The sequence below is a fragment of the Mesorhizobium monacense genome (genome assembly GCF_056781675.1).
Genome location: NZ_CM165567.1, coordinates 809,027 through 825,787 on the forward strand (window position 1 = coordinate 809,027; position 16,761 = coordinate 825,787).

The window sequence follows — 16,761 nt, forward strand, 5'->3', positions numbered from 1 at the left end:
GTTGCTCCAGACATACTAAGCTGCTCGTGTTCTCGCACACGAGCATTTTCAAATAGACTACCATCCACGCGAGGAACGCGCTTCGTCCCGTTCGGCGAACCTAGGGTCCGCTGATGGTGCTGTGGACCGTACTCCGACAACCGTTCATTCTGTTTGGCTGAAGAGGATGGAGGAGCCATGTAGCCTCCTCGAGTGATCGCTAGCTTTCAGCTTGCAAACGATGGCTGCCGTTGGCCCAAGCCAGAGCTTCTTCCAAACGGTCGTCTCCCCAAAACGTCTCATTGTCAACGACGAAAGCAGGTGAGCCGAAGATGCCATATTCACGAGCAGCATCCGTTTCCGACTTAAGGCGTTCGTGCGCGGCGGGTCCATTTGCCTCGGCAATTACGGTGTCGGCATCCTTTCCGAGTGAATGCAGCACGTGATCGAGCTGACGTCTATCCCCAAGCGCCATCCCTTCCAGGTACCACGATCTGAAGCTCGCAACGGTGTAGGCCTCACACCAGCCGCCTTCGGCCGCCACCATCGCGACCCGATTGGCCAACAGGTCAGGGTCGGTCGGCCAGATTGGCGGCTTCACAAAGGGGACCCCGTCAATCGAGGCACGTCTTTCGATGTCGCGCCACATGTATTTGACCTTCGCGGTCTGGGTACGAAGCGCGATGTTGTTCTCGGCCATCACGGTGCGGACGTTGAAGGGGCGCCAACTCACGGTGACGCCGACCTCTTTCGCCAGGGCTCCGATCCGCATCACCGAGAGGTACGCGTACCCGCTGCCGAAGAAATAGAAGAAGTCGACATGCTTCATCAACTGCCCCACCGCCATTCAATGGACGCTTGCGGAATTTATCATGCAAGGCGTGGAGTTCATATCATTTCGCTACAAAACGCGGTGAGCATCGCCAATCACGACAGGTTCGTTGGTGACTGGAAGGCGCGCCAAATTTATGCCGGAGACGCTGACGAGGGCTATTGGAGATGTTTCCGATACAAGGTTTCCTTCCCGTCGCGGATTTTCGCGCCAATTTTATCGGGCCCCGAAGCTGCGGCCGAAACGGTGGCGATGTCCGCTTTTGGTGAATGGACGCGACCGGGGGAATGGCTGCCACGCTGCGCAAAGCTGCCGTTCGCGTTGTGGAAGACGTACGTCTGCTTCGGTCAAAAGCCGACATTCCGAAAGTCAGCGCGCCACCTCGCGGTGGCCACTTGTAAGTCGGGTGGCGATGAGCTTGTCGATGCGGCGGCCGTCGAGGTCGACGACCTCGAAGCGCCAGCCTTGCGCGTCGACGCATTCGCCGGTCGCCGGCAGGTGATGCATGTGCGACAGCACATAGCCGGCGACGGTTTCGTAATCGCGGTTTTCCGGCAGGTCGATGCCCAGAATGTCCGCCATCTCGTCGGCCTGCATGTAGCCTGCAAGCAGCCATGAGCCGTCCTCGCGCTTGACGGCGTTTTCCTCCTCGCCGGCGTCGAGGTCGGCGCGGAAGACACCGGTGATGGCTTCCAGGATGTCGGCCGGCGTGACGATGCCTTCGAAATGGCCGTATTCGTCATGGACCAGGGCCATCGGCACATCCGATTCCTTCAGCTTCGACAGCACGTCGAGCGCATCGGCCTGGTCATGGACGATGGGGGCGGCGCGCACGTGCCGGCGCGGCTCCAGCGCCCTGCCGCCGAGGATCGCCGCCAGCACGTCGCGGGTCTGGACAACGCCGATCATGGCATCGACGCCGCCGTCGCCGGCCGGCAGGCGCGAATGCTGGGTCTCCACCAAGAGCTTGCGGATGGTGGTCTCGTCGGACTGCAGGTTGATCCAGTCGACTTCGGTGCGCGGCGTCATCACCGCGCGCACGGCGCGGTCGCCAAGCCGCATGACGCCGGCGATCATGCGCCGCTCGTCGGATTCGATGGTGCCGTGATGCTCGGCCTCGGCGACCAGCATCTTGATCTCCTCGTCGGTGACCTTCTCCTCGCTCTCGCCGCGATGGCCAAGCAGCCACAATATGGCGCGACCGGAAATGTCGAGCAGGAAGACGAGCGGTGCCGCGACCGTGGCAAGGATGGTCATCGCCGGCGCGACCCTCGCGGCAACGCGTTCTGGATCGCGTAGCGCGATCTGCTTGGGCACCAACTCTCCGACGATCAGCGAGCCAAAGGTGATGGCGGCAACGACAATGCCGACGCCGAGCGGGTCGGCAACGGTTTCACGAATACCGGTCGATGCCAGGAACTGCGCCAGCCGCGCGCCGAGCGTGGCGCCCGAGAAGGCGCCGGACAGAACGCCGACGAGGGTGATGCCGATCTGCACCGAGGACAGGAATTTGCCGGGATTGGCGCCAAGCGCCAGCGCGCGGCCGGCACCCTTGACGTTGCGGTCGATCATCGTCTTGAGGCGGGCCGGCCGTGACGAGACGATGGCAAGTTCCGACATCGACAGAAGGCCGTTCACACAGATGAGGACGACCACGGTGGCGATTTCAACGTAAAGCATGCGCGGTCAATAGCATTGCGGCGCGGTCTTCGAAAATAGTCAGCCATGATTTTTAGAAGATCACGCTCACGACCATTTCAATCCGATCCAGGACCTATGATCTCAAGGCAATTGCATGAGCACGCCGATCACTGCCTTGCCGTCGGTGAAATAGGGATCGCCGCCGCCATTGCGGCCGGTCTTTGTCGCGCCGACACCTGGTATCTCGCTGGTCGAAATCAGCATGCGGGCGGCGCGGAGGTCGCCGATCAGGAAGTTGCGCTCGGCATCGATGTCGGGACCGATATGGTGAGTTATGGCGCCGGTGTCGTGGCTGAGGCCGACACCGCGATCGAAACTGGCGGATCCGAGCCAGAGTGGTCGACCGTCGTCACCGCGGGCGTCGGCCTGCCAGAAGCGGACGTGGTGACGCCGGTCGGCGCTGTCGCCGACCGGATTCTCAAAGGCCAGATCCTGGGCGCGGCCCTCGAACAGCAGCCGGCTGACCGGCGCATCGGGGTAGGGGCGTCCAAACAGCACACTTTCGCCGATTTTGATCGCGGTCTTCAGCGTGACGGCGTCTGCCGTGTCCCAACCGGCGACGGCGAAGGCGTGGACGACCTCCTTCTCAGTGCCGACAAGGCCGATATTGATCGGGTCGCCCGGGATGCCTTGCGGCGTATGCGTGATCATCTCGAAGCGCTGCGTGCGGAAGCCGCGGTCCCGCCACGTCCAGAATTCGGGCGCTGCGAAATAGGCGAACGCCAGATAGAAGGCGCAGAACGCCCGCCAGCCAGATCGTTGCGCGTCGTCGAAGGGTGCGTTGGCTCATCCGATACCGCCAAACATGTACGGCATCATTCTATGCGGCGTTGCCAGCCTTGGGCAAAGGACATCAGCCTGGGATCAACGGCAGGCGCGGTAGCCGCTCTTGCGGTTCTTGATGTCGAAATGGAAATGGTTGCGGTGGTCGTAATTGTAGCCGGGGCCGAGCACGGTGGTGAAATACTGGCAGCCGTCGGCGCGCACGGTGTTGAGGAAGCCGCGGGTGCGGAAGGCGAACAGGCCGGGCTTGCGCACGTCGATGTCGTCGCCATTGTTGAGCTCGATGCTCATGACGTCGAGCGCATTGCCCTTGCCGTGCTCGGACAACACACCTTCGCCGGCGATGTTGCGGCAGGAATAGCTGGAGCCCTGATGGATGGTCTTGACGCCGGAGAAATAGCGCCAGCGGGCGGATGGCACGAGTTCGTTCTTCGTCCAGCTGGCGAAGGTGGCGGCCATGTCGCAGGTCAGCGTCGCGGCGGGTTTCATCTGAATGCTGCCGATGGCCGAGACCTTGACCGGATAGTCGATGCCGCATTGTCCTTCATGGATCGGCGCAACATCGGTGTATGCGACGCGGAGGCGCTTGAGCTCGCTGCGGCAATCGATCTCGCTGGCCGGCATCTGTTCGAGCGGCGACATCGGCTCATCCATGCGCGGATAGGCGGCGGTCATATAGGGGTTGGAGGGAACGAGGCGCTGCATGCCCTGGTATTCCGGGACGGCGGCGGGCACCGCGGCGGTCTGGCTCCCGACATCGACGGCGGGCTGGAGCGAGAAGACATCTCCGGTGGTGCAGGCCGACACCGCCGCGATCGCAAGCACTGTCGCCAGTCGCCCGACGGCGATGCGCGCATGTTTCTTGTACCGTGCCATGGCAAACATGGCGCCAGATCTTCCGGCCATTGAAAGGCATCCCTGTCCCCGGATGGCACAAGTCTAGTCGCCAAGAGTAAAGGAAAAATCAGCGCCGGCGTTCATCCCTGCGGCCGAATTGCGGCTTCAACGATGGGGAAGCGTTACTGGCAGAAAGTGCCGCCGCGGCGGCGCGGCTCGAGATCGAGATGAAAGTGCAGCGAATGGTCGGCGTCGCTGCCCGGGCCAAGCACGGTCTTGAACGGCCCGCAGGCCGCCTTGCGTACCGCGTTCAGGAATTTCCCCTCCTTTTCGGGCGGCGCCGGGCCAACTTCGATCTTCTTGCCGTCCGAGAGCGTGAAGCTGGCAATGTCGAGCGCGTTGCCGAAGGCGTGCTCCGACAGCTTTCCACCGTTATGGCGCGGCCGGCAGACGAAGGCGGAAGCCTGGCCGATCGACTTCAGATCGGCACCGAATTCGGCTTTCGCGGCGGGCTGGATCACATCGGCGACAAAGCGCGCCGACGCCTCGGCCATGGCGCAATTGAGCTCGGTGGCGGGGGCGATCGTGACGGATTTGCCGAGCGTCTTCAGGGTGATCGGGTAGGGGATCGAGCAGCCGATCGCTTGATCGTGCTTGGCCTTGTGTTCCTCGAAGTCGACGCCCATCGATTTCAGCCTTCTGCGGCAGGCGAGCTCCTCCTCGGGCATTTCCGGGGCGGGAACGGAAGCCGATCTCGGGTCCGGAAGGGTCTTTTTCTCCTGCGGCGGTTTCTCCGGCGGGCTCGGCGCGCTAGCCGGCGGCACTGCCTGCGCCGGCTTTTCGGCAGGCATGGGTGCCTTTGCCGGCGGTTCGGACGTGCCGGACGGCGCGTCGGTCGGGCGCGGCTCGGGAACCGGAACATCCGCCGGCTCGGGTTCCGGCGTTGGTCCCGGCTGGTTGAGTTCAGGCACCGGCACGGTTTCAGGAAGTTTCGGAGCCTTGGCGAGCGCTGGCCCCGCCAATAGCATCGCCGCCGCCAAAGGCAGCGCCAATCTGTAAAATCCTGGGAGGGTCAGCGCCGCCATCGCCCCCAAACGGCGGGGCCGTGCGGAAGTTGCCTCGGAAAGCGCATTCGGCCGATCACGATCGGTAACCGCAATGTCACGCGCCGATCACTTCCAGTCCTTCTTCCAGCCAATCGGCGAGTTGCGGCATGCCGAGCAGATATTTCGCGGTACGCTTGTTGGCGCGCTCGCGCGCCGCCGCCAGCGCATCGGCCCATTCCGAGGCGTCGTAGTCGCCTCGGCCGACCCAGGCGAGCGCGACCAGCTCGGCCGCCTCGTCGACATTGAGGTCGTTGATCAGTTCGCGAAATTCCTCCTCGGTCAGGTTTTCCGAACTTTCCTCGGCGAGACCGTCATGGTGATGGTTGTCGTGCGACTGGCCGTCGAGCTCGATCTCATGCTCGGCGCCGTCGGCATAGTCCTCATTGACGGCAGCGCTCAGCGCCTTCGCCTTGAGGATGAACAGGCGCACGGTGTCCGGGCCGATCGAAAGCTCCCATTCCCTTTCGAGGCGCTGCTGCACAGGCCTTCTCCGCATGCTCCATTGGCCGTTTGCCGGATGATAGCGGATTTACAGCATTCGTCACGTCATCTTCGGTTAGCGGGCGTCAAACTGCAAATGTTGGCGGCCGCTGTTTCTTTCCGGGATGAAACGGCATGGCACCTGCGTTAGTATCGCATTGTCATTCTCAAGGAGGCTTCGATGCGCAGACGTTTGTTGATTCAGGTCATGGCTGTTGCCGCCCTCCCGCTGTTTGCGGCGCCCGCATTCACGGCTGGTGAAGGCGGTGGCGGCGGTGGCGGTGGCGGTGGCGACACCCCCAAGTGCAAAAAGGGTGAGGTCTGGGACAAGAAGCTGAAGAAGTGTGTCACGCCGAAATACGGCATGCTGGACGACGACAACATCTATGAAGCGGGCCACGATTTGGCGATGGCCGGGCGCTATGACGAGGCGATCGCTGTGCTCAGCCTTGCCGCCAACAAGCAGGATCCGCGCATCCTCAACTATCTCGGCTATTCGCATCGCCATTCCGGCCGCATCACCGTCGGCCTCGGCTATTACGAGGAAGCGCTGCGCATCAACCCCGACTATACGCTGGTGCGCGAATATCTCGGCGAGGCGCATCTGCAGATGGGCGATCTCGCCGGCGCCCGCGAACAGCTCAGCGAGATCGAAAAGCGCACCGGCAAGGGTTCGCGTGAATACGGCATGCTGGCCGACCAGATCGACCATTTCATGCGGAGCTGATTCGACCGCGACGAATGCTTTGGGCCGGCTGTGGGCGATCGCAGCCGGTTTTTTGTTGCCTCCTGCACACTTGCCGCAGCGTCAGGTGCGGAATCAGCGGGGGATTTTTCAAAAACCCATTTTTGGGCGTGAAAAACGTGCGAAGATTGCTATATTCAGCCAAATTGCGGTGAAACGGTTCCGTTAGCCCGAGGCTGCCGGACCGTTTTCTTTTTGTACCCATCGACAAGGCTATCCCCGAAACGCGGGGCTAGCGGCAGGAAAGGTCAGGCATGATGAACATGGTCCCGATGACAGGCGAGGGGTTCGCGTCATTGAAGGAAGAACTGCGCTGGCGCCAGCAGGAAGAGCGGCCGCGCATCATCGAGGCGATCTCCGAAGCGCGCTCGCATGGCGACCTTTCCGAAAACGCCGAATACCATGCGGCGAAAGAGTCGCAGAGCCACAATGAGGGTCGCGTCAACGAGCTCGAAGACCTGATTGCGCGGGCCGAGGTGATCGACGTCACCAAGCTCAGCGGCGACAAGGTCAAGTTCGGCGCCACGGTGGTGCTGGTCGACGAGGACACCGAAGAGAAGAAGACCTACCAGATCGTCGGCGACCAGGAAGCCGACGTGAAGTCGGGCCGCATCTCGATCTCCTCGCCGATTGCCCGCGCGCTCATCGGCAAGGAAGTCGGCGACGCCATAGAGGTCAACGCGCCCGGTGGTGCCAGGGGGTACGAGATCGTCCAGGTGCAGTTCATCTAGGGAATTTGAGGGGCAGGATTTGTTTCTGAATTGCGCTATTCCAATCCAAGGATGGCGCCGCCCCTCATCGCCCTGCCGGGCAATTCTCCCCGTATAGTGGCGGGGAGAAGGACGCCTTCACCGATGATTTCGCCAAATCTTTCAACGTTGCAGTGGAGAGTGCCGGAGCTGCACGTAGCTCCCTTCTCCCCGTCGCTATACGGGGAGAAGGTGCCGGCAGGCGGATGAGGGGCAGAGCCGACCTTTCCGATTGAATTGATTGAACAAAATCAATGCGTATCGAGTGCCTGTCGCTCCATTAGCCGCTCAGCCTCCGCCATCACCTCTCCCGGCTCAACACGTCCGCCGGGCGCGGCCAGTAGCGTCGATGCGTATGGCCCGCGCGGGCCAGTCAGGCCGGGCTCGGTCGCCAGGAACACCGCGACAGTCGGCAGGCCGAAGGCGCTGGCGAGGTGGGTGAGGCCGGTGTCGGCGCCGATGACGAAGGCCGATCGGCCGATGATCGCGGCGATGACGGCGAGCGGCGATTTCGGCACCAGCACGGTCTGTGGAACAGCCTTGGCGATCGCCTCGGCCACAGCCTTTTCCGGCTCGTTCGACCAGGTGACGACCGGCGTCATCCTCTTTTCGACCATCAGCCGGGCGGTTTCGATCCAGTCCGCTACCGGCCATTTCTTGTCCTCGCGGCTGGTGCCGTGCAGCAGGACGGTGGTTTTGCCGCTGACGCCAGTCAGGCCGTCGGCCGGCGGCACGATGCCGGAGCCGAGTTCGGAAAGATCTGGCTGGTAGCCGAGCGCCATTCCGAAGAGCCGCCTTGTCCGTTCTATGGCGTGCAGGTCGCGCGGCACGGCGTAGCGGCGGTCGTAGAACCAGGTAGCCGAAGGTTCGCGCGCGCTCGAGCGGTCGAAGCCGGCGATCGGAGCTGCGGCCTGCTTCGCCACCAAGGCCGACTTGAGCAAGCCCTGCGCATCGATGACGAGGTCGTAACGGCAGGCCCGCAAGGCGCCACGCAGGTTTGAGGCCTCGCGCCAGGTGCCGCTGTTGAAAAGCCGCCTGCGCCAGCGCCTGATGGCGACAGTGTGAATCCTGCCGATCGCAGGATGCAGGCCTACTATGCCGGCAAAAGCCTCTTCCACGCACCAGTCGAACGACACGTCCGGGCGGTGACGGCGGGCATCCTCGACGGCCGGGAAGGTGTGGATGACATCGCCCATCGAAGAGGTCTTGACGATCAGCACCTTCATGCGGCGGCCGGAAGTTCCAGCAGCCGGTCTGCCGCCGCCACGACCTGTCCGACCTCAAGCGTCTTCAGGCAATTGAGGTGGCCGAGCGGGCAGATCTTCTGGTGGCAAGGCGAGCACGACAGGCCGAGCCAAACCAGTTCGGAATGTTCCGCCAGCGGCGGTGTATTCCTGGGCGACGTCGAGCCGTAGACGGCGACGATCGGCGTGCCGACGGCGGCCGCGACATGCATCAGGCCGCTGTCGTTCGACACCGCGAGCTTCGCCGCTGATATCAGGTCGATGGCGTCCTCCAGCCGCGTCTTGCCGGCCAGGTCGACAGCGCCTGGTGCAAGTGCTGCGATTTCCGCGGTCACGTCGGCGTCATTCTTCGAGCCGAACAGCGCCACCTTCAGGCCCTTGGCCATCATCTCGCGGGCGAGGCCGGCATAGCTTTCGCTCGGCCAACGCTTGGCAGGTCCGAACTCGGCGCCGGGCATCAGTGCCACGAATTTCTCCGCCTTCAGCCCGAAGCGTTCGAGCAGGGCCGCCTGGTTGCCCGCGTCCACGGTGAGCCTGGGCGCCTGGAACGCACCGCCCCTGGCAAGGCTGAAATAGGCCTGTGCCGTGCGCCGCTTCACCGCGGCGGGCAGCGGCACGATGTCGGTCAGCAGGCCGTAGCGCATTTCCCTGAGGTGGCCGACGCGGCGCGGGATGCGGGCAAAGAACGGGATCAGCGCCGATTTCCAGCTGCCCGGCAGGACATAGGCCATGTCGTAGCGACCGCGCAGCAGGCGGCCGAAGCGCCGGCGGATGCGGAATTCGAGCGCGCCGGGTTTCAGCGGGAAGTCGATCTGCTGGCGGATTTCGGGCATGCGCTTGACCAGCGGCGCGGCCCAGACCGGCGCCAGCACGTCGATCGCGGCGTTCGGATATTGCTCTCTCAGCGCCGAGAACAGGCACTGCGCCATCACCATATCACCCACCCAGCGTGGGCCGATCACGAGGATCGTTGGGCTTTCAGCCATTCGACATAGTCTCTGACGCCGGTTTCGACGGTGCGGAATTGGCCATTGTAGCCGGCTGCGCGCAAGCGGGACATATCAGCTTGCGTAAAACTCTGGTAGCTGCCCTTGAGATGGTCGGGAAATTCGATGAACTCGATCTCGCCCTTGCCCAGCGTGTCGATCACCGTCTCGGCAATGGCGCGGAACGGCTGGGCGCGGCCGGTACCGCAATTGAAGATGCCGCTTGAGCCCCGCTTCCAGAGCCACAGGTTGACGTCGGCGACATCGCCGACATGGATGAAGTCGCGGCTCTGCTCGCCGGGCCCAAACCCGCCATAGGCGCCGAACAGCTTTGGGTTCTGTCCCCGCTCGACCTGATTGAACAGATGGAAGGCGACCGAGGCCATGGCGCCCTTGTGCGCCTCGCGCGGCCCGTAGACGTTGAAATAACGCAGACCGGTCACCGGCGAATGGTCGGTGTCGAAGACCGTGCGGCGGACATAATCGTCGAACAGCTTCTTGGAATAGGCGTAGACGTTGAGCGGCCGCTCATATTGCGGCTCCTCGCGGAACTCGGCGCCGCCGCCATAGACCGAAGCCGAGGAGGCGTAGAGGAAGGGCACGCGTAGCGCCAGGCAGGCATGCAGCAGCCGCTTCGAATAGGCGTAGTTCACGTCCATCATGTATTTGCCGTTCCACTCGGTGGTGGTCGAGCAGGCGCCCTGATGGAAAACGGCCTCGATGCGACCGAGCCCGCCATCTTCGAGGCTGGCCAGGAAATCGTCCTTGTCGAGATAGTCGGCGATCTGCAAGTCGGCGAGGTTGGCGATCTTGTGGCCGTCGGTGAGGTCGTCGACGACGAGGATGTCGTCATGACCTTCGGCGTTGAGCGCGGCGACGATGGCCGAGCCGATCATGCCGGCGCCGCCTGTGACGATGATCATGCTGTTGGACCCGATGCTGGTTTCGCTCGCCGATTCCGGCCCTTATAAGGGAGGCACGTTGGGCTGTCGATAAAGCAGGCGGCTGCGGGCGCATGTCACAGTGAGGCCGCAAAGCTCCCGCTTCAGTCGGTTTCGCGCCACCCGTCGGGATCGTAGGGACAAAAGCATGCCGTCGACCGAACTGCTTATCGCCTTTTTCGCCACCACGGCGATCTTCGCCTATCTCCCCGGTCCGGCCATGCTCTATGCCGCGGCGCAGACCATGGCGCGCGGGCGCTGGTCCGGGCTGACGGCGGCGCTTGGCATCCATTTCGGCGGCTATGTGCATGTCATTGCCGCTGCCGCCGGCCTGTCCGTGCTGTTCCACGCCGTGCCGCCGCTCTACATGGCGGTCAAGCTCATCGGCGCGCTCTATCTGATCTGGCTCGGCGTTTCGCTGTTTCGCGCCAGGGCGCAAGGCGATGCGGCGTTGCCGCTCATCGAGCGGAAATCGGCCCGCCGCGCCTTCTTCGAGAGCATCACGGTCGAGGTGCTCAACCCGAAGACCGCGATCTTCTTCATGGCGTTCCTGCCGCAGTTCATCGATGCTTCGGCGGCATTTCCGGTCTGGCTGCAGTTCGTCGTGCTCGGAACCATCGTCAACCTGATGTTCTCGTCCGCCGACATCATGTGCGTGTTCCTGGCCGGTGCGATGATTGCGCGGCTGCGGCGTTCAGACCGCGCGCAGCGCATGATGCAGCGGGCGGGCGGCGCCGTCCTGGTCGGGCTGGGCGTGCACGTCGCCCTGCAGAAGAGTTGACCCATCATCAGCCACACTTGACCGTGACCCGGCCGCCGTTGCGCTGGCTCGAATTGCGGTATATCGGCTTCGCCATGAACGACCGGCCCTGCCAATCGAACTCCGAAACGTTTTCCAAACAGGCTTTTTCCGCGCGTTGCCCGTAACATGATCAAGCACAATCCGCCTTCTCCCGAACCGCTGCACCGCGCCATCGCGCGCTTTGGTGACGTCACCGTTCTGGTGGTCGGCGACTTCATCCTCGACCGTTTCGTCAGCGGCGTCATCGAGCGTATCTCGCCCGAAGCACCGATCCCCGTGCTGCACGGGCGCGGCGAGATGCTGGCGATGGGCGGTGCGGGCAATGTCGTCGCCAACATCGTTTCGCTGGGTGCCGCCGCGATCCCGGTTTCGGTCATCGGCACCGATGCGGCCGGCGACAATCTGATGCGGATGCTGGGTGAGCTTGGCACCGATACCGGCGGCCTGGCGCAGGACCGCGACCGCATGACCTCGTCGAAAAGCCGCTTCAGCGCGCTCAACCAGCAAGTGCTGCGTTTCGACGAAGAGGAAGTGAAGCCGCTGGCTGCCGCCGAGCGGGCGACGCTGATTGGGCATTTCCGCGCCGAGCTTGCGCGGGCCGACATCGTCATCCTGTCCGACTATGGCAAGGGCATGCTGCTCGACGGCGTCGCCGGCCAACTGATCGCGATCTGCCGCGAGGCGGGAAAACCGGTTCTGGTCGATCCGAAGGGCCGCGACTATGCGCGCTACGCCGGCGCGACCGCGATCACGCCCAACCGCAAGGAACTCGGCGAGGCCGTCGGCCACGCGGTGTTTGCCGATGACGAGATCGTCACCGCCGCGCGAGAATTGATCTCGGCTCACGGCTTCGACTTCGTCGTGGCGACGCGCAGTGAAAAGGGCATGAGCGTCGTCGGCCCCGACGATGCCCGCCACATCGCCACGCAGGCGCGGGAAGTGTTCGACGTTTCGGGCGCCGGCGACACCGTCATCGCGACGTTTGCGCTGGCGCTCGCGGCCGGCGCCGATCGAGTCATGGCCGCCTCCATCGCCAATGCGGCGGGCGGGGTGGTAGTGGGCAAACGCGGCACCGCCAGGCTGACTGTCGAGGAGCTTACCGGCGCGCTGTTTCGGTCGCACGGACCGACCGCCCACAAGGATGCCATCCTCGATGCCACATCGGCCGCACGCATGGTGGCGGCGTGGAAGGACGAGGGCCTGAGCGTCGGTTTCACCAATGGCTGCTTCGACATCCTGCATGCCGGCCATGTCAGCCTGCTGCACGCGGCGCGCAGCCAGTGCGACCGGCTGGTGCTTGGCCTGAACAGTGATGCCTCGGTGCGGCGGCTGAAAGGCCCGGGACGCCCGGTCAACGACCAGCACGACCGCGCCTGCGTGCTCGCGGCCCTTGCCTCGGTCGATGCCGTCGTCGTTTTCGAGGAGGACACGCCGCTGGCCCTGATCGAAGCCTTGCTGCCCGACATACTGGTCAAGGGTGCCGACTATACGGTCGACACCGTGGTTGGCGCCGACGTGGTGCAGAAGGCGGGCGGCCGCGTCGTGCTGGTCGATCTCGTCGCCGGCAAGAGCACCACCGGCACCATCGGCAGACTGCGCGCCAGTACAAACTGAGGGTATCCATGTCCGAATTGAACGACTACCTGGTCCACTCGGCGGCCGCGATATCGGCGATGGTTGAGCGCGACCTGACCGGCGAGATGGAACGGGCGGCGAGCGCCGTAGTGACCGCCCTTTCGGCGGGCAAGGCCTTGCTGATCTGTGGCAATGGCGGCTCGGCCAGCGATGCCATCCATATCGCTGGCGAACTGGTCGGCCGCTTCTTGAAAGAGCGCAAGGCCTACAACGTCATCGCGTTGCCGGCCAATACGGCGGTGCTGACCGCCTGGGGCAACGACTACGGCTTCGACACGGTCTTCTCGCGCCAGGTCGAGGCGCATGGTTCGGCGGGTGCGGTGCTGCTCGCCATCTCGACCAGCGGCAATTCGCCGAGCATCCTTGCCGCCGCCGAGCAGGCGCGCAAGATGGGCATGACGGTGATTAGCATGACCGGCGATACCGGCGGCAAGCTGAAGCCGCTGACCGACATACTGCTCAACGTGCCCTCGACCTCGACGCCGATCATCCAGCAGGGGCATCTTTGCCTTTACCACCATTTGTGCGAGGTGGTCGAAGCCCGTCTCAGCGATGGCTGAGGCCGCCGTGAATCCCTATCCGCTGGCGGAGCCGGGGCTATGGGTGGAGCGGGTCGGCAGCGCGGTCTTTGCCAAGGGCACGCCGGCGCTGTTCCTCGACCGCGACGGCACCATCAACATCGATACCGACTATCCCAGTGATCCGGCCGAGATCGTGCTGCGCGACGATATCGTGCCTGTCATCGAGACGGCCAACCGCGGTGGGATTCCAATTGTTGTCGTCACCAACCAGTCCGGTATCGCGCGCGGCTATTTCGGCTGGAGCGAGTTCGCCGCCGTCAACGGCCGTGTGCTCGACCTGCTTCGCGAAAGAGGCGTTTTCGTCGATATGGTCATTGCCTGCGCCTATCACGACGCGGGCGTCGGGCCGCTCGCCATCGCCGGCCATCCGATGCGCAAGCCCAATCCGGGCATGCTGATCGAGGCGGCGAAGCGCCTTGGCCTCGATCTCGGCCGTTCGCTGATCGTCGGCGACAAGCCGGCCGACATGGAAGCAGGCCGCCGTGCCGGGCTGTCGCGTGGCTGGCTCGTGGACGGCGAAGCGTCAGACCAGGCGGGGTTCAAGGTTTCGCCGCTGCGGGACCGCAATGACCTAGGCTGGCTGCTGACCGCCATCGAGACGCTTGGCATCAAGACGCACTGAACGCCACCAGACCCTCATCCTTGACCCGGCGGATGGTGAGCGCGGTGCGCACCGTGTCGACATTCGGCGCCGAGGCCAGTTCCTCGATGACGAAGGTCTGGAAGGTGCCGAGGTCGCTTGCCACGCAATGCAGCAGGAAATCGGATTCGCCCGACACCATCCAGGCGTCGCGCACGATCGGCCAGCCGCGCGTGCGCTCGGCAAAGGTCTTGAGCTCGGCGTCTGCCTGGTGATGCAGGCCGATCAGGCAGAAGGCGACGACATCCATGCCGAGCGCCGGCGGGTTGAGCAAAGCGCGGTAGCCGCGGATGATGCCGGTCTCCTCAAGCCGCCGGACGCGGCGCAGGCAGGGCGGCGCAGAAATGCCGACACGGCTCGACAGTTCGACATTGGTCATGCGTCCGTCGTTTTGAAGTTCGCGCAGGATTTTCCAGTCGATGGCGTCGAGGTCGGCTTTGAGCGGCATTGTCGGCTTTCCCCGCGCGCAAGAATCTTTCGTGATTTCTAATTAGACTCCGGGATGCATTCCATCCCTCTGCCGACGATTTTTGATCCGGACACGGATATTGCCGGATATGCCGGCGCCGAAGCTTTCCGGGGACGAAGGCCAACTTGCCTTGCTGGCGTCGCGGGCAGCACTTACATTACGCGCGACATCAGGCGTGATTTCCATGCCGCAATCCTTGGCTGCCCTCCCATAGAGGCTTTTCATGACCACCAAACACGCGCCTGTTCTTATCATTGGTTCCGGACCCGCAGGCTATACGGCGGCCATCTATGCCGCCCGTGCCATGCTGAAACCCATGCTGGTCGCCGGCCTGCAGCAGGGCGGTCAGCTGATGATCACCACCGATGTCGAAAACTATCCGGGCTTTGGCGATCCGATCCAGGGCCCGTGGCTGATGGAACAGATGCTGAAGCAGGCCGAGCATGTCGGCACCGATGTCATCAACGACATCATCACCGAGGTCGATCTCAATGTGCGGCCGTTCCGCGCCAAGGGCGATTCCGGCACCACCTACACCGCCGATACCCTGATCATCGCCACCGGCGCGCAGGCCAAATGGCTGGGTATCCCGACCGAACAGACCTTCATGGGCTTCGGCGTGTCGGCCTGCGCCACATGTGACGGCTTCTTCTATCGCGGCAAGGATGTCGCGGTGATCGGCGGCGGCAATTCGGCGGTCGAGGAGGCGCTCTATCTCTCCAACCTGGCGAAGAGTGTGACGGTCATTCACCGGCGCGGCGATTTCCGCGCCGAGCGCATCCTGCGCGAGCGGCTGTTCAAAAAGGAAAACGTGCGCGTCATCTGGGACACGATCGTCGACGAGATCACCGGCCAGCCCGGCAAGGCGCCGCTGCCGCCTTCGGTGGAAGGGCTGAAGCTGCGCAACATCGCGACCGGCGAGGTCACGCAGCTGAAGGTCGACGGGGTGTTCGTGGCGATCGGCCATGCGCCGGCGGTCGAACTGTTCGTCGGCAAGCTGAAGCAGAAGCCGAACGGCTATCTGTGGACGGCACCGGACTCGACACGCACCGACGTGCCCGGCGTGTTCGCGGCGGGCGACGTCACCGACGACATCTACCGCCAGGCGGTGACGGCGGCCGGGCTCGGCTGCATGGCCGCGCTCGAGGCGGAAAAGTATCTCGCCGGCATCGAGGTTCACCGCGAGGCGGCGGAGTAACGAAGCGGCTTGAGAAAAGTCGTTTAAAAGCCTGATTTTTCATTCAGACGCCAAAACGGAGCGAGGGGAATCATGGCGCTGGACTGGGACAAGCTACGCGTGTTTCACGCTGCGGCGGAGGCGGGGTCGTTCACCCATGCCGCCGAGACACTGCACCTGTCGCAGTCGGCGATCTCGCGGCAGGTCAGCGCGCTGGAGCACGATGTCGGCGTGCCGCTGTTCAACCGTCACGCGCGCGGCCTGGTGCTGACCGAACAGGGCGAGATGCTGTTCCGCACCGCGCACGACGTGCTGATGAAGCTGGAGACGATCAAGTCGCGGCTGACCGAGACCAAGGACCGGCCGTCCGGCGTGCTTCGGGTGACGACCACTGTAGGGCTGGGTGCCGGCTGGCTCACCGAGCGCGTGCAGGAATTCATCGAACTCTATCCCGAAATCAGCCTGCAGCTGATCCTCGCCAATGAGGAACTCGACCTCACCATGCGCCAGGCCGATTGCGCCATCCGGCTGCGCCAGCCGCAGCAGCCGGATCTCATCCAGCGCCGCCTGTTCACCGTGCATTTCCATCTCTATGCCTCGCCGGCCTATATCGCCAAGCACGGCCAGCCGGCCTCGGTCGCCGAGCTGAGGACGCATCGCATCGTCACCTTCGGCGTGCCGGTGCCGTCGCATCTGTCGGAGCTGAACTGGCTGGAGACGGTAGGCGATTTCGAAGGCGGGCAAAGGGTGCCGACGCTGCAGATCAACGACATATTGTCGATCAAGCGCGCCGTGCAGGGCGGCGCCGGCATCGCCATGCTGCCCGACTACGTGATCAACAAGGACTCAGGCCTGGTGCAGTTGCTGCCGGAGACCGAAGTGCCGTCCTTCGACACCTACTTCGCCTATCCGGATGCGATGAAGAACCAGGCGAAGCTTCATGTGTTTCGCGATTTCATCATTGCGAAGGCCCGAAGCTGGTCCTTCTGAGGGCATGTCGATATTCAGGTGCCGGCCTGCGAACCGGCGACTTCCTCCGCTTCCGGTACTCACGTACCAAAGTACGCTCCCGTT

17 protein-coding genes and 1 pseudogene are annotated in these 16,761 nt (G+C 63.7%); 8 read left to right on the plus strand and 10 right to left on the minus strand.

Annotated elements, in window-relative coordinates; genetic code table 11:
- Positions 1-199: 199 nt before the first annotated feature.
- The 6 genes and pseudogenes from AC1RUK_RS03850 to AC1RUK_RS03875 form a co-directional block, all read right to left on the minus strand.
- On the minus strand, positions 200-808 hold the full coding sequence (locus AC1RUK_RS03850; protein ID WP_481836715.1) for a 2-hydroxychromene-2-carboxylate isomerase: 609 nt from the start codon (positions 806-808) through the stop codon (positions 200-202).
- A gap of 372 nt (positions 809-1,180) precedes the next feature.
- Entirely contained in the window at positions 1,181-2,491 is a 1,311-nt protein-coding gene (locus AC1RUK_RS03855; RefSeq protein ID WP_481836714.1) for a hemolysin family protein, read from the minus strand.
- Between the two features lie 102 nt (positions 2,492-2,593).
- A pseudogene (locus AC1RUK_RS03860) lies at positions 2,594-3,302 on the minus strand (LssY C-terminal domain-containing protein).
- A 74-nt stretch (positions 3,303-3,376) separates the two neighbouring features.
- Entirely contained in the window at positions 3,377-4,201 is an 825-nt protein-coding gene (locus AC1RUK_RS03865; RefSeq protein ID WP_481836713.1) for an extensin-like domain-containing protein, read from the minus strand.
- A 113-nt stretch (positions 4,202-4,314) separates the two neighbouring features.
- Positions 4,315-5,217: an extensin-like domain-containing protein gene (locus tag AC1RUK_RS03870; protein WP_481836712.1), complete on the minus strand. Its 903-nt coding sequence runs from the start codon at positions 5,215-5,217 to the stop codon at positions 4,315-4,317.
- Between the two features lie 76 nt (positions 5,218-5,293).
- Positions 5,294-5,719 (minus strand): DUF3775 domain-containing protein, encoded by a 426-nt coding sequence (locus AC1RUK_RS03875; RefSeq protein WP_006202487.1) that lies wholly within the window; start codon positions 5,717-5,719, stop codon positions 5,294-5,296.
- Between the two features lie 180 nt (positions 5,720-5,899).
- Here AC1RUK_RS03875 and AC1RUK_RS03880 point away from each other — a divergent pair, with 180 nt between their 5' ends.
- Positions 5,900-6,445 carry a tetratricopeptide repeat protein gene (locus AC1RUK_RS03880; protein WP_481836711.1) on the plus strand — a complete coding sequence of 182 codons (546 nt, stop codon included), beginning with the start codon at positions 5,900-5,902 and terminating at the stop codon, positions 6,443-6,445.
- A 272-nt stretch (positions 6,446-6,717) separates the two neighbouring features.
- A complete protein-coding gene (greA, locus tag AC1RUK_RS03885) occupies positions 6,718-7,194 on the plus strand; it encodes a transcription elongation factor GreA (RefSeq protein ID WP_436173015.1) in 477 nt (158 codons plus the stop codon).
- Positions 7,195-7,463: 269 nt separating this feature from the next.
- On the opposite strand, the gene waaC is transcribed toward greA, so the two are convergent.
- Genes waaC through rfaD form a run of 3 tightly spaced genes read right to left on the minus strand, consistent with a single transcriptional unit; the run spans position 7,464 to position 10,365 of the window.
- Positions 7,464-8,438: a lipopolysaccharide heptosyltransferase I gene (waaC, locus tag AC1RUK_RS03890; RefSeq protein ID WP_481836710.1), complete on the minus strand. Its 975-nt coding sequence runs from the start codon at positions 8,436-8,438 to the stop codon at positions 7,464-7,466.
- Positions 8,435-9,442: a lipopolysaccharide heptosyltransferase II gene (gene waaF, locus AC1RUK_RS03895; RefSeq protein ID WP_481836709.1), complete on the minus strand. Its 1,008-nt coding sequence runs from the start codon at positions 9,440-9,442 to the stop codon at positions 8,435-8,437. Before waaF ends, waaC begins: the two co-directional genes overlap by 4 nt.
- On the minus strand, positions 9,415-10,365 hold the full coding sequence (gene rfaD, locus AC1RUK_RS03900) for an ADP-glyceromanno-heptose 6-epimerase (RefSeq protein ID WP_481836708.1): 951 nt from the start codon (positions 10,363-10,365) through the stop codon (positions 9,415-9,417). The genes waaF and rfaD overlap by 28 nt, the downstream gene beginning before the upstream one ends.
- Before the next feature lie 166 nt (positions 10,366-10,531).
- Here rfaD and AC1RUK_RS03905 point away from each other — a divergent pair, with 166 nt between their 5' ends.
- The 4 genes from AC1RUK_RS03905 (at position 10,532) to AC1RUK_RS03920 (ending at position 14,023) form a co-directional block, all read left to right on the plus strand.
- On the plus strand, positions 10,532-11,164 hold the full coding sequence (locus AC1RUK_RS03905; RefSeq protein WP_481836707.1) for a LysE family translocator: 633 nt from the start codon (positions 10,532-10,534) through the stop codon (positions 11,162-11,164).
- 147 nt (positions 11,165-11,311) lie between these two features.
- Positions 11,312-12,799 carry a D-glycero-beta-D-manno-heptose-7-phosphate kinase gene (gene rfaE1 / locus AC1RUK_RS03910; protein WP_481836706.1) on the plus strand — a complete coding sequence of 496 codons (1,488 nt, stop codon included), beginning with the start codon at positions 11,312-11,314 and terminating at the stop codon, positions 12,797-12,799.
- Between the two features lie 8 nt (positions 12,800-12,807).
- Complete coding sequence (locus AC1RUK_RS03915; RefSeq protein ID WP_481836705.1) at positions 12,808-13,380, plus strand: D-sedoheptulose-7-phosphate isomerase; 573 nt, start codon at positions 12,808-12,810, stop codon at positions 13,378-13,380.
- Positions 13,373-14,023 (plus strand): HAD family hydrolase, encoded by a 651-nt coding sequence (locus AC1RUK_RS03920; RefSeq protein ID WP_481836704.1) that lies wholly within the window; start codon positions 13,373-13,375, stop codon positions 14,021-14,023. Before AC1RUK_RS03915 ends, AC1RUK_RS03920 begins: the two co-directional genes overlap by 8 nt.
- Here the strand turns inward: AC1RUK_RS03920 and AC1RUK_RS03925 are convergent.
- A complete protein-coding gene (locus AC1RUK_RS03925; protein WP_481836703.1) occupies positions 14,010-14,489 on the minus strand; it encodes an Lrp/AsnC family transcriptional regulator in 480 nt (159 codons plus the stop codon). The two genes, AC1RUK_RS03920 and AC1RUK_RS03925, sit on opposite strands and share 14 nt — an antisense overlap.
- A 244-nt stretch (positions 14,490-14,733) precedes the next feature.
- Between AC1RUK_RS03925 and trxB the strand changes: the two genes are divergently transcribed.
- Both trxB and AC1RUK_RS03935 read left to right on the plus strand, forming a co-directional pair.
- The gene (gene trxB / locus AC1RUK_RS03930) at positions 14,734-15,708 is read left to right on the plus strand and encodes a thioredoxin-disulfide reductase (protein ID WP_436173006.1); all 975 of its coding nucleotides are present in this window, start codon (positions 14,734-14,736) and stop codon (positions 15,706-15,708) included.
- Positions 15,709-15,780: 72 nt separating this feature from the next.
- Positions 15,781-16,677: a LysR family transcriptional regulator gene (locus AC1RUK_RS03935; RefSeq protein ID WP_436173005.1), complete on the plus strand. Its 897-nt coding sequence runs from the start codon at positions 15,781-15,783 to the stop codon at positions 16,675-16,677.
- Positions 16,678-16,761 lie beyond the last annotated feature (84 nt).

Excerpts from the sequence above, each read along its gene's own strand:
- AC1RUK_RS03905 (WP_481836707.1), top strand. The coding sequence starts at position 10,532 with ATGCCGTCGACCGAACTGCTTATCGCCTTTTTCGCCACCACGGCGATC.
- AC1RUK_RS03925 (WP_481836703.1), bottom strand. The coding sequence starts at position 14,489 with ATGCCGCTCAAAGCCGACCTCGACGCCATCGACTGGAAAATCCTGCGC.
- AC1RUK_RS03915 (WP_481836705.1), top strand. The coding sequence starts at position 12,808 with ATGTCCGAATTGAACGACTACCTGGTCCACTCGGCGGCCGCGATATCG.
- trxB (WP_436173006.1), top strand. The coding sequence starts at position 14,734 with ATGACCACCAAACACGCGCCTGTTCTTATCATTGGTTCCGGACCCGCA.
- greA (WP_436173015.1), top strand. The coding sequence starts at position 6,718 with ATGATGAACATGGTCCCGATGACAGGCGAGGGGTTCGCGTCATTGAAG.
- AC1RUK_RS03865 (WP_481836713.1), bottom strand. The coding sequence starts at position 4,201 with ATGGCCGGAAGATCTGGCGCCATGTTTGCCATGGCACGGTACAAGAAA.
- AC1RUK_RS03920 (WP_481836704.1), top strand. The coding sequence starts at position 13,373 with ATGGCTGAGGCCGCCGTGAATCCCTATCCGCTGGCGGAGCCGGGGCTA.
- rfaE1 (WP_481836706.1), top strand. The coding sequence starts at position 11,312 with ATGATCAAGCACAATCCGCCTTCTCCCGAACCGCTGCACCGCGCCATC.
- AC1RUK_RS03870 (WP_481836712.1), bottom strand. The coding sequence starts at position 5,217 with ATGGCGGCGCTGACCCTCCCAGGATTTTACAGATTGGCGCTGCCTTTG.
- waaC (WP_481836710.1), bottom strand. The coding sequence starts at position 8,438 with ATGAAGGTGCTGATCGTCAAGACCTCTTCGATGGGCGATGTCATCCAC.
- AC1RUK_RS03855 (WP_481836714.1), bottom strand. The coding sequence starts at position 2,491 with ATGCTTTACGTTGAAATCGCCACCGTGGTCGTCCTCATCTGTGTGAAC.
- AC1RUK_RS03935 (WP_436173005.1), top strand. The coding sequence starts at position 15,781 with ATGGCGCTGGACTGGGACAAGCTACGCGTGTTTCACGCTGCGGCGGAG.
- AC1RUK_RS03850 (WP_481836715.1), bottom strand. The coding sequence starts at position 808 with ATGAAGCATGTCGACTTCTTCTATTTCTTCGGCAGCGGGTACGCGTAC.
- AC1RUK_RS03880 (WP_481836711.1), top strand. The coding sequence starts at position 5,900 with ATGCGCAGACGTTTGTTGATTCAGGTCATGGCTGTTGCCGCCCTCCCG.
- rfaD (WP_481836708.1), bottom strand. The coding sequence starts at position 10,365 with ATGATCATCGTCACAGGCGGCGCCGGCATGATCGGCTCGGCCATCGTC.
- waaF (WP_481836709.1), bottom strand. The coding sequence starts at position 9,442 with ATGGCTGAAAGCCCAACGATCCTCGTGATCGGCCCACGCTGGGTGGGT.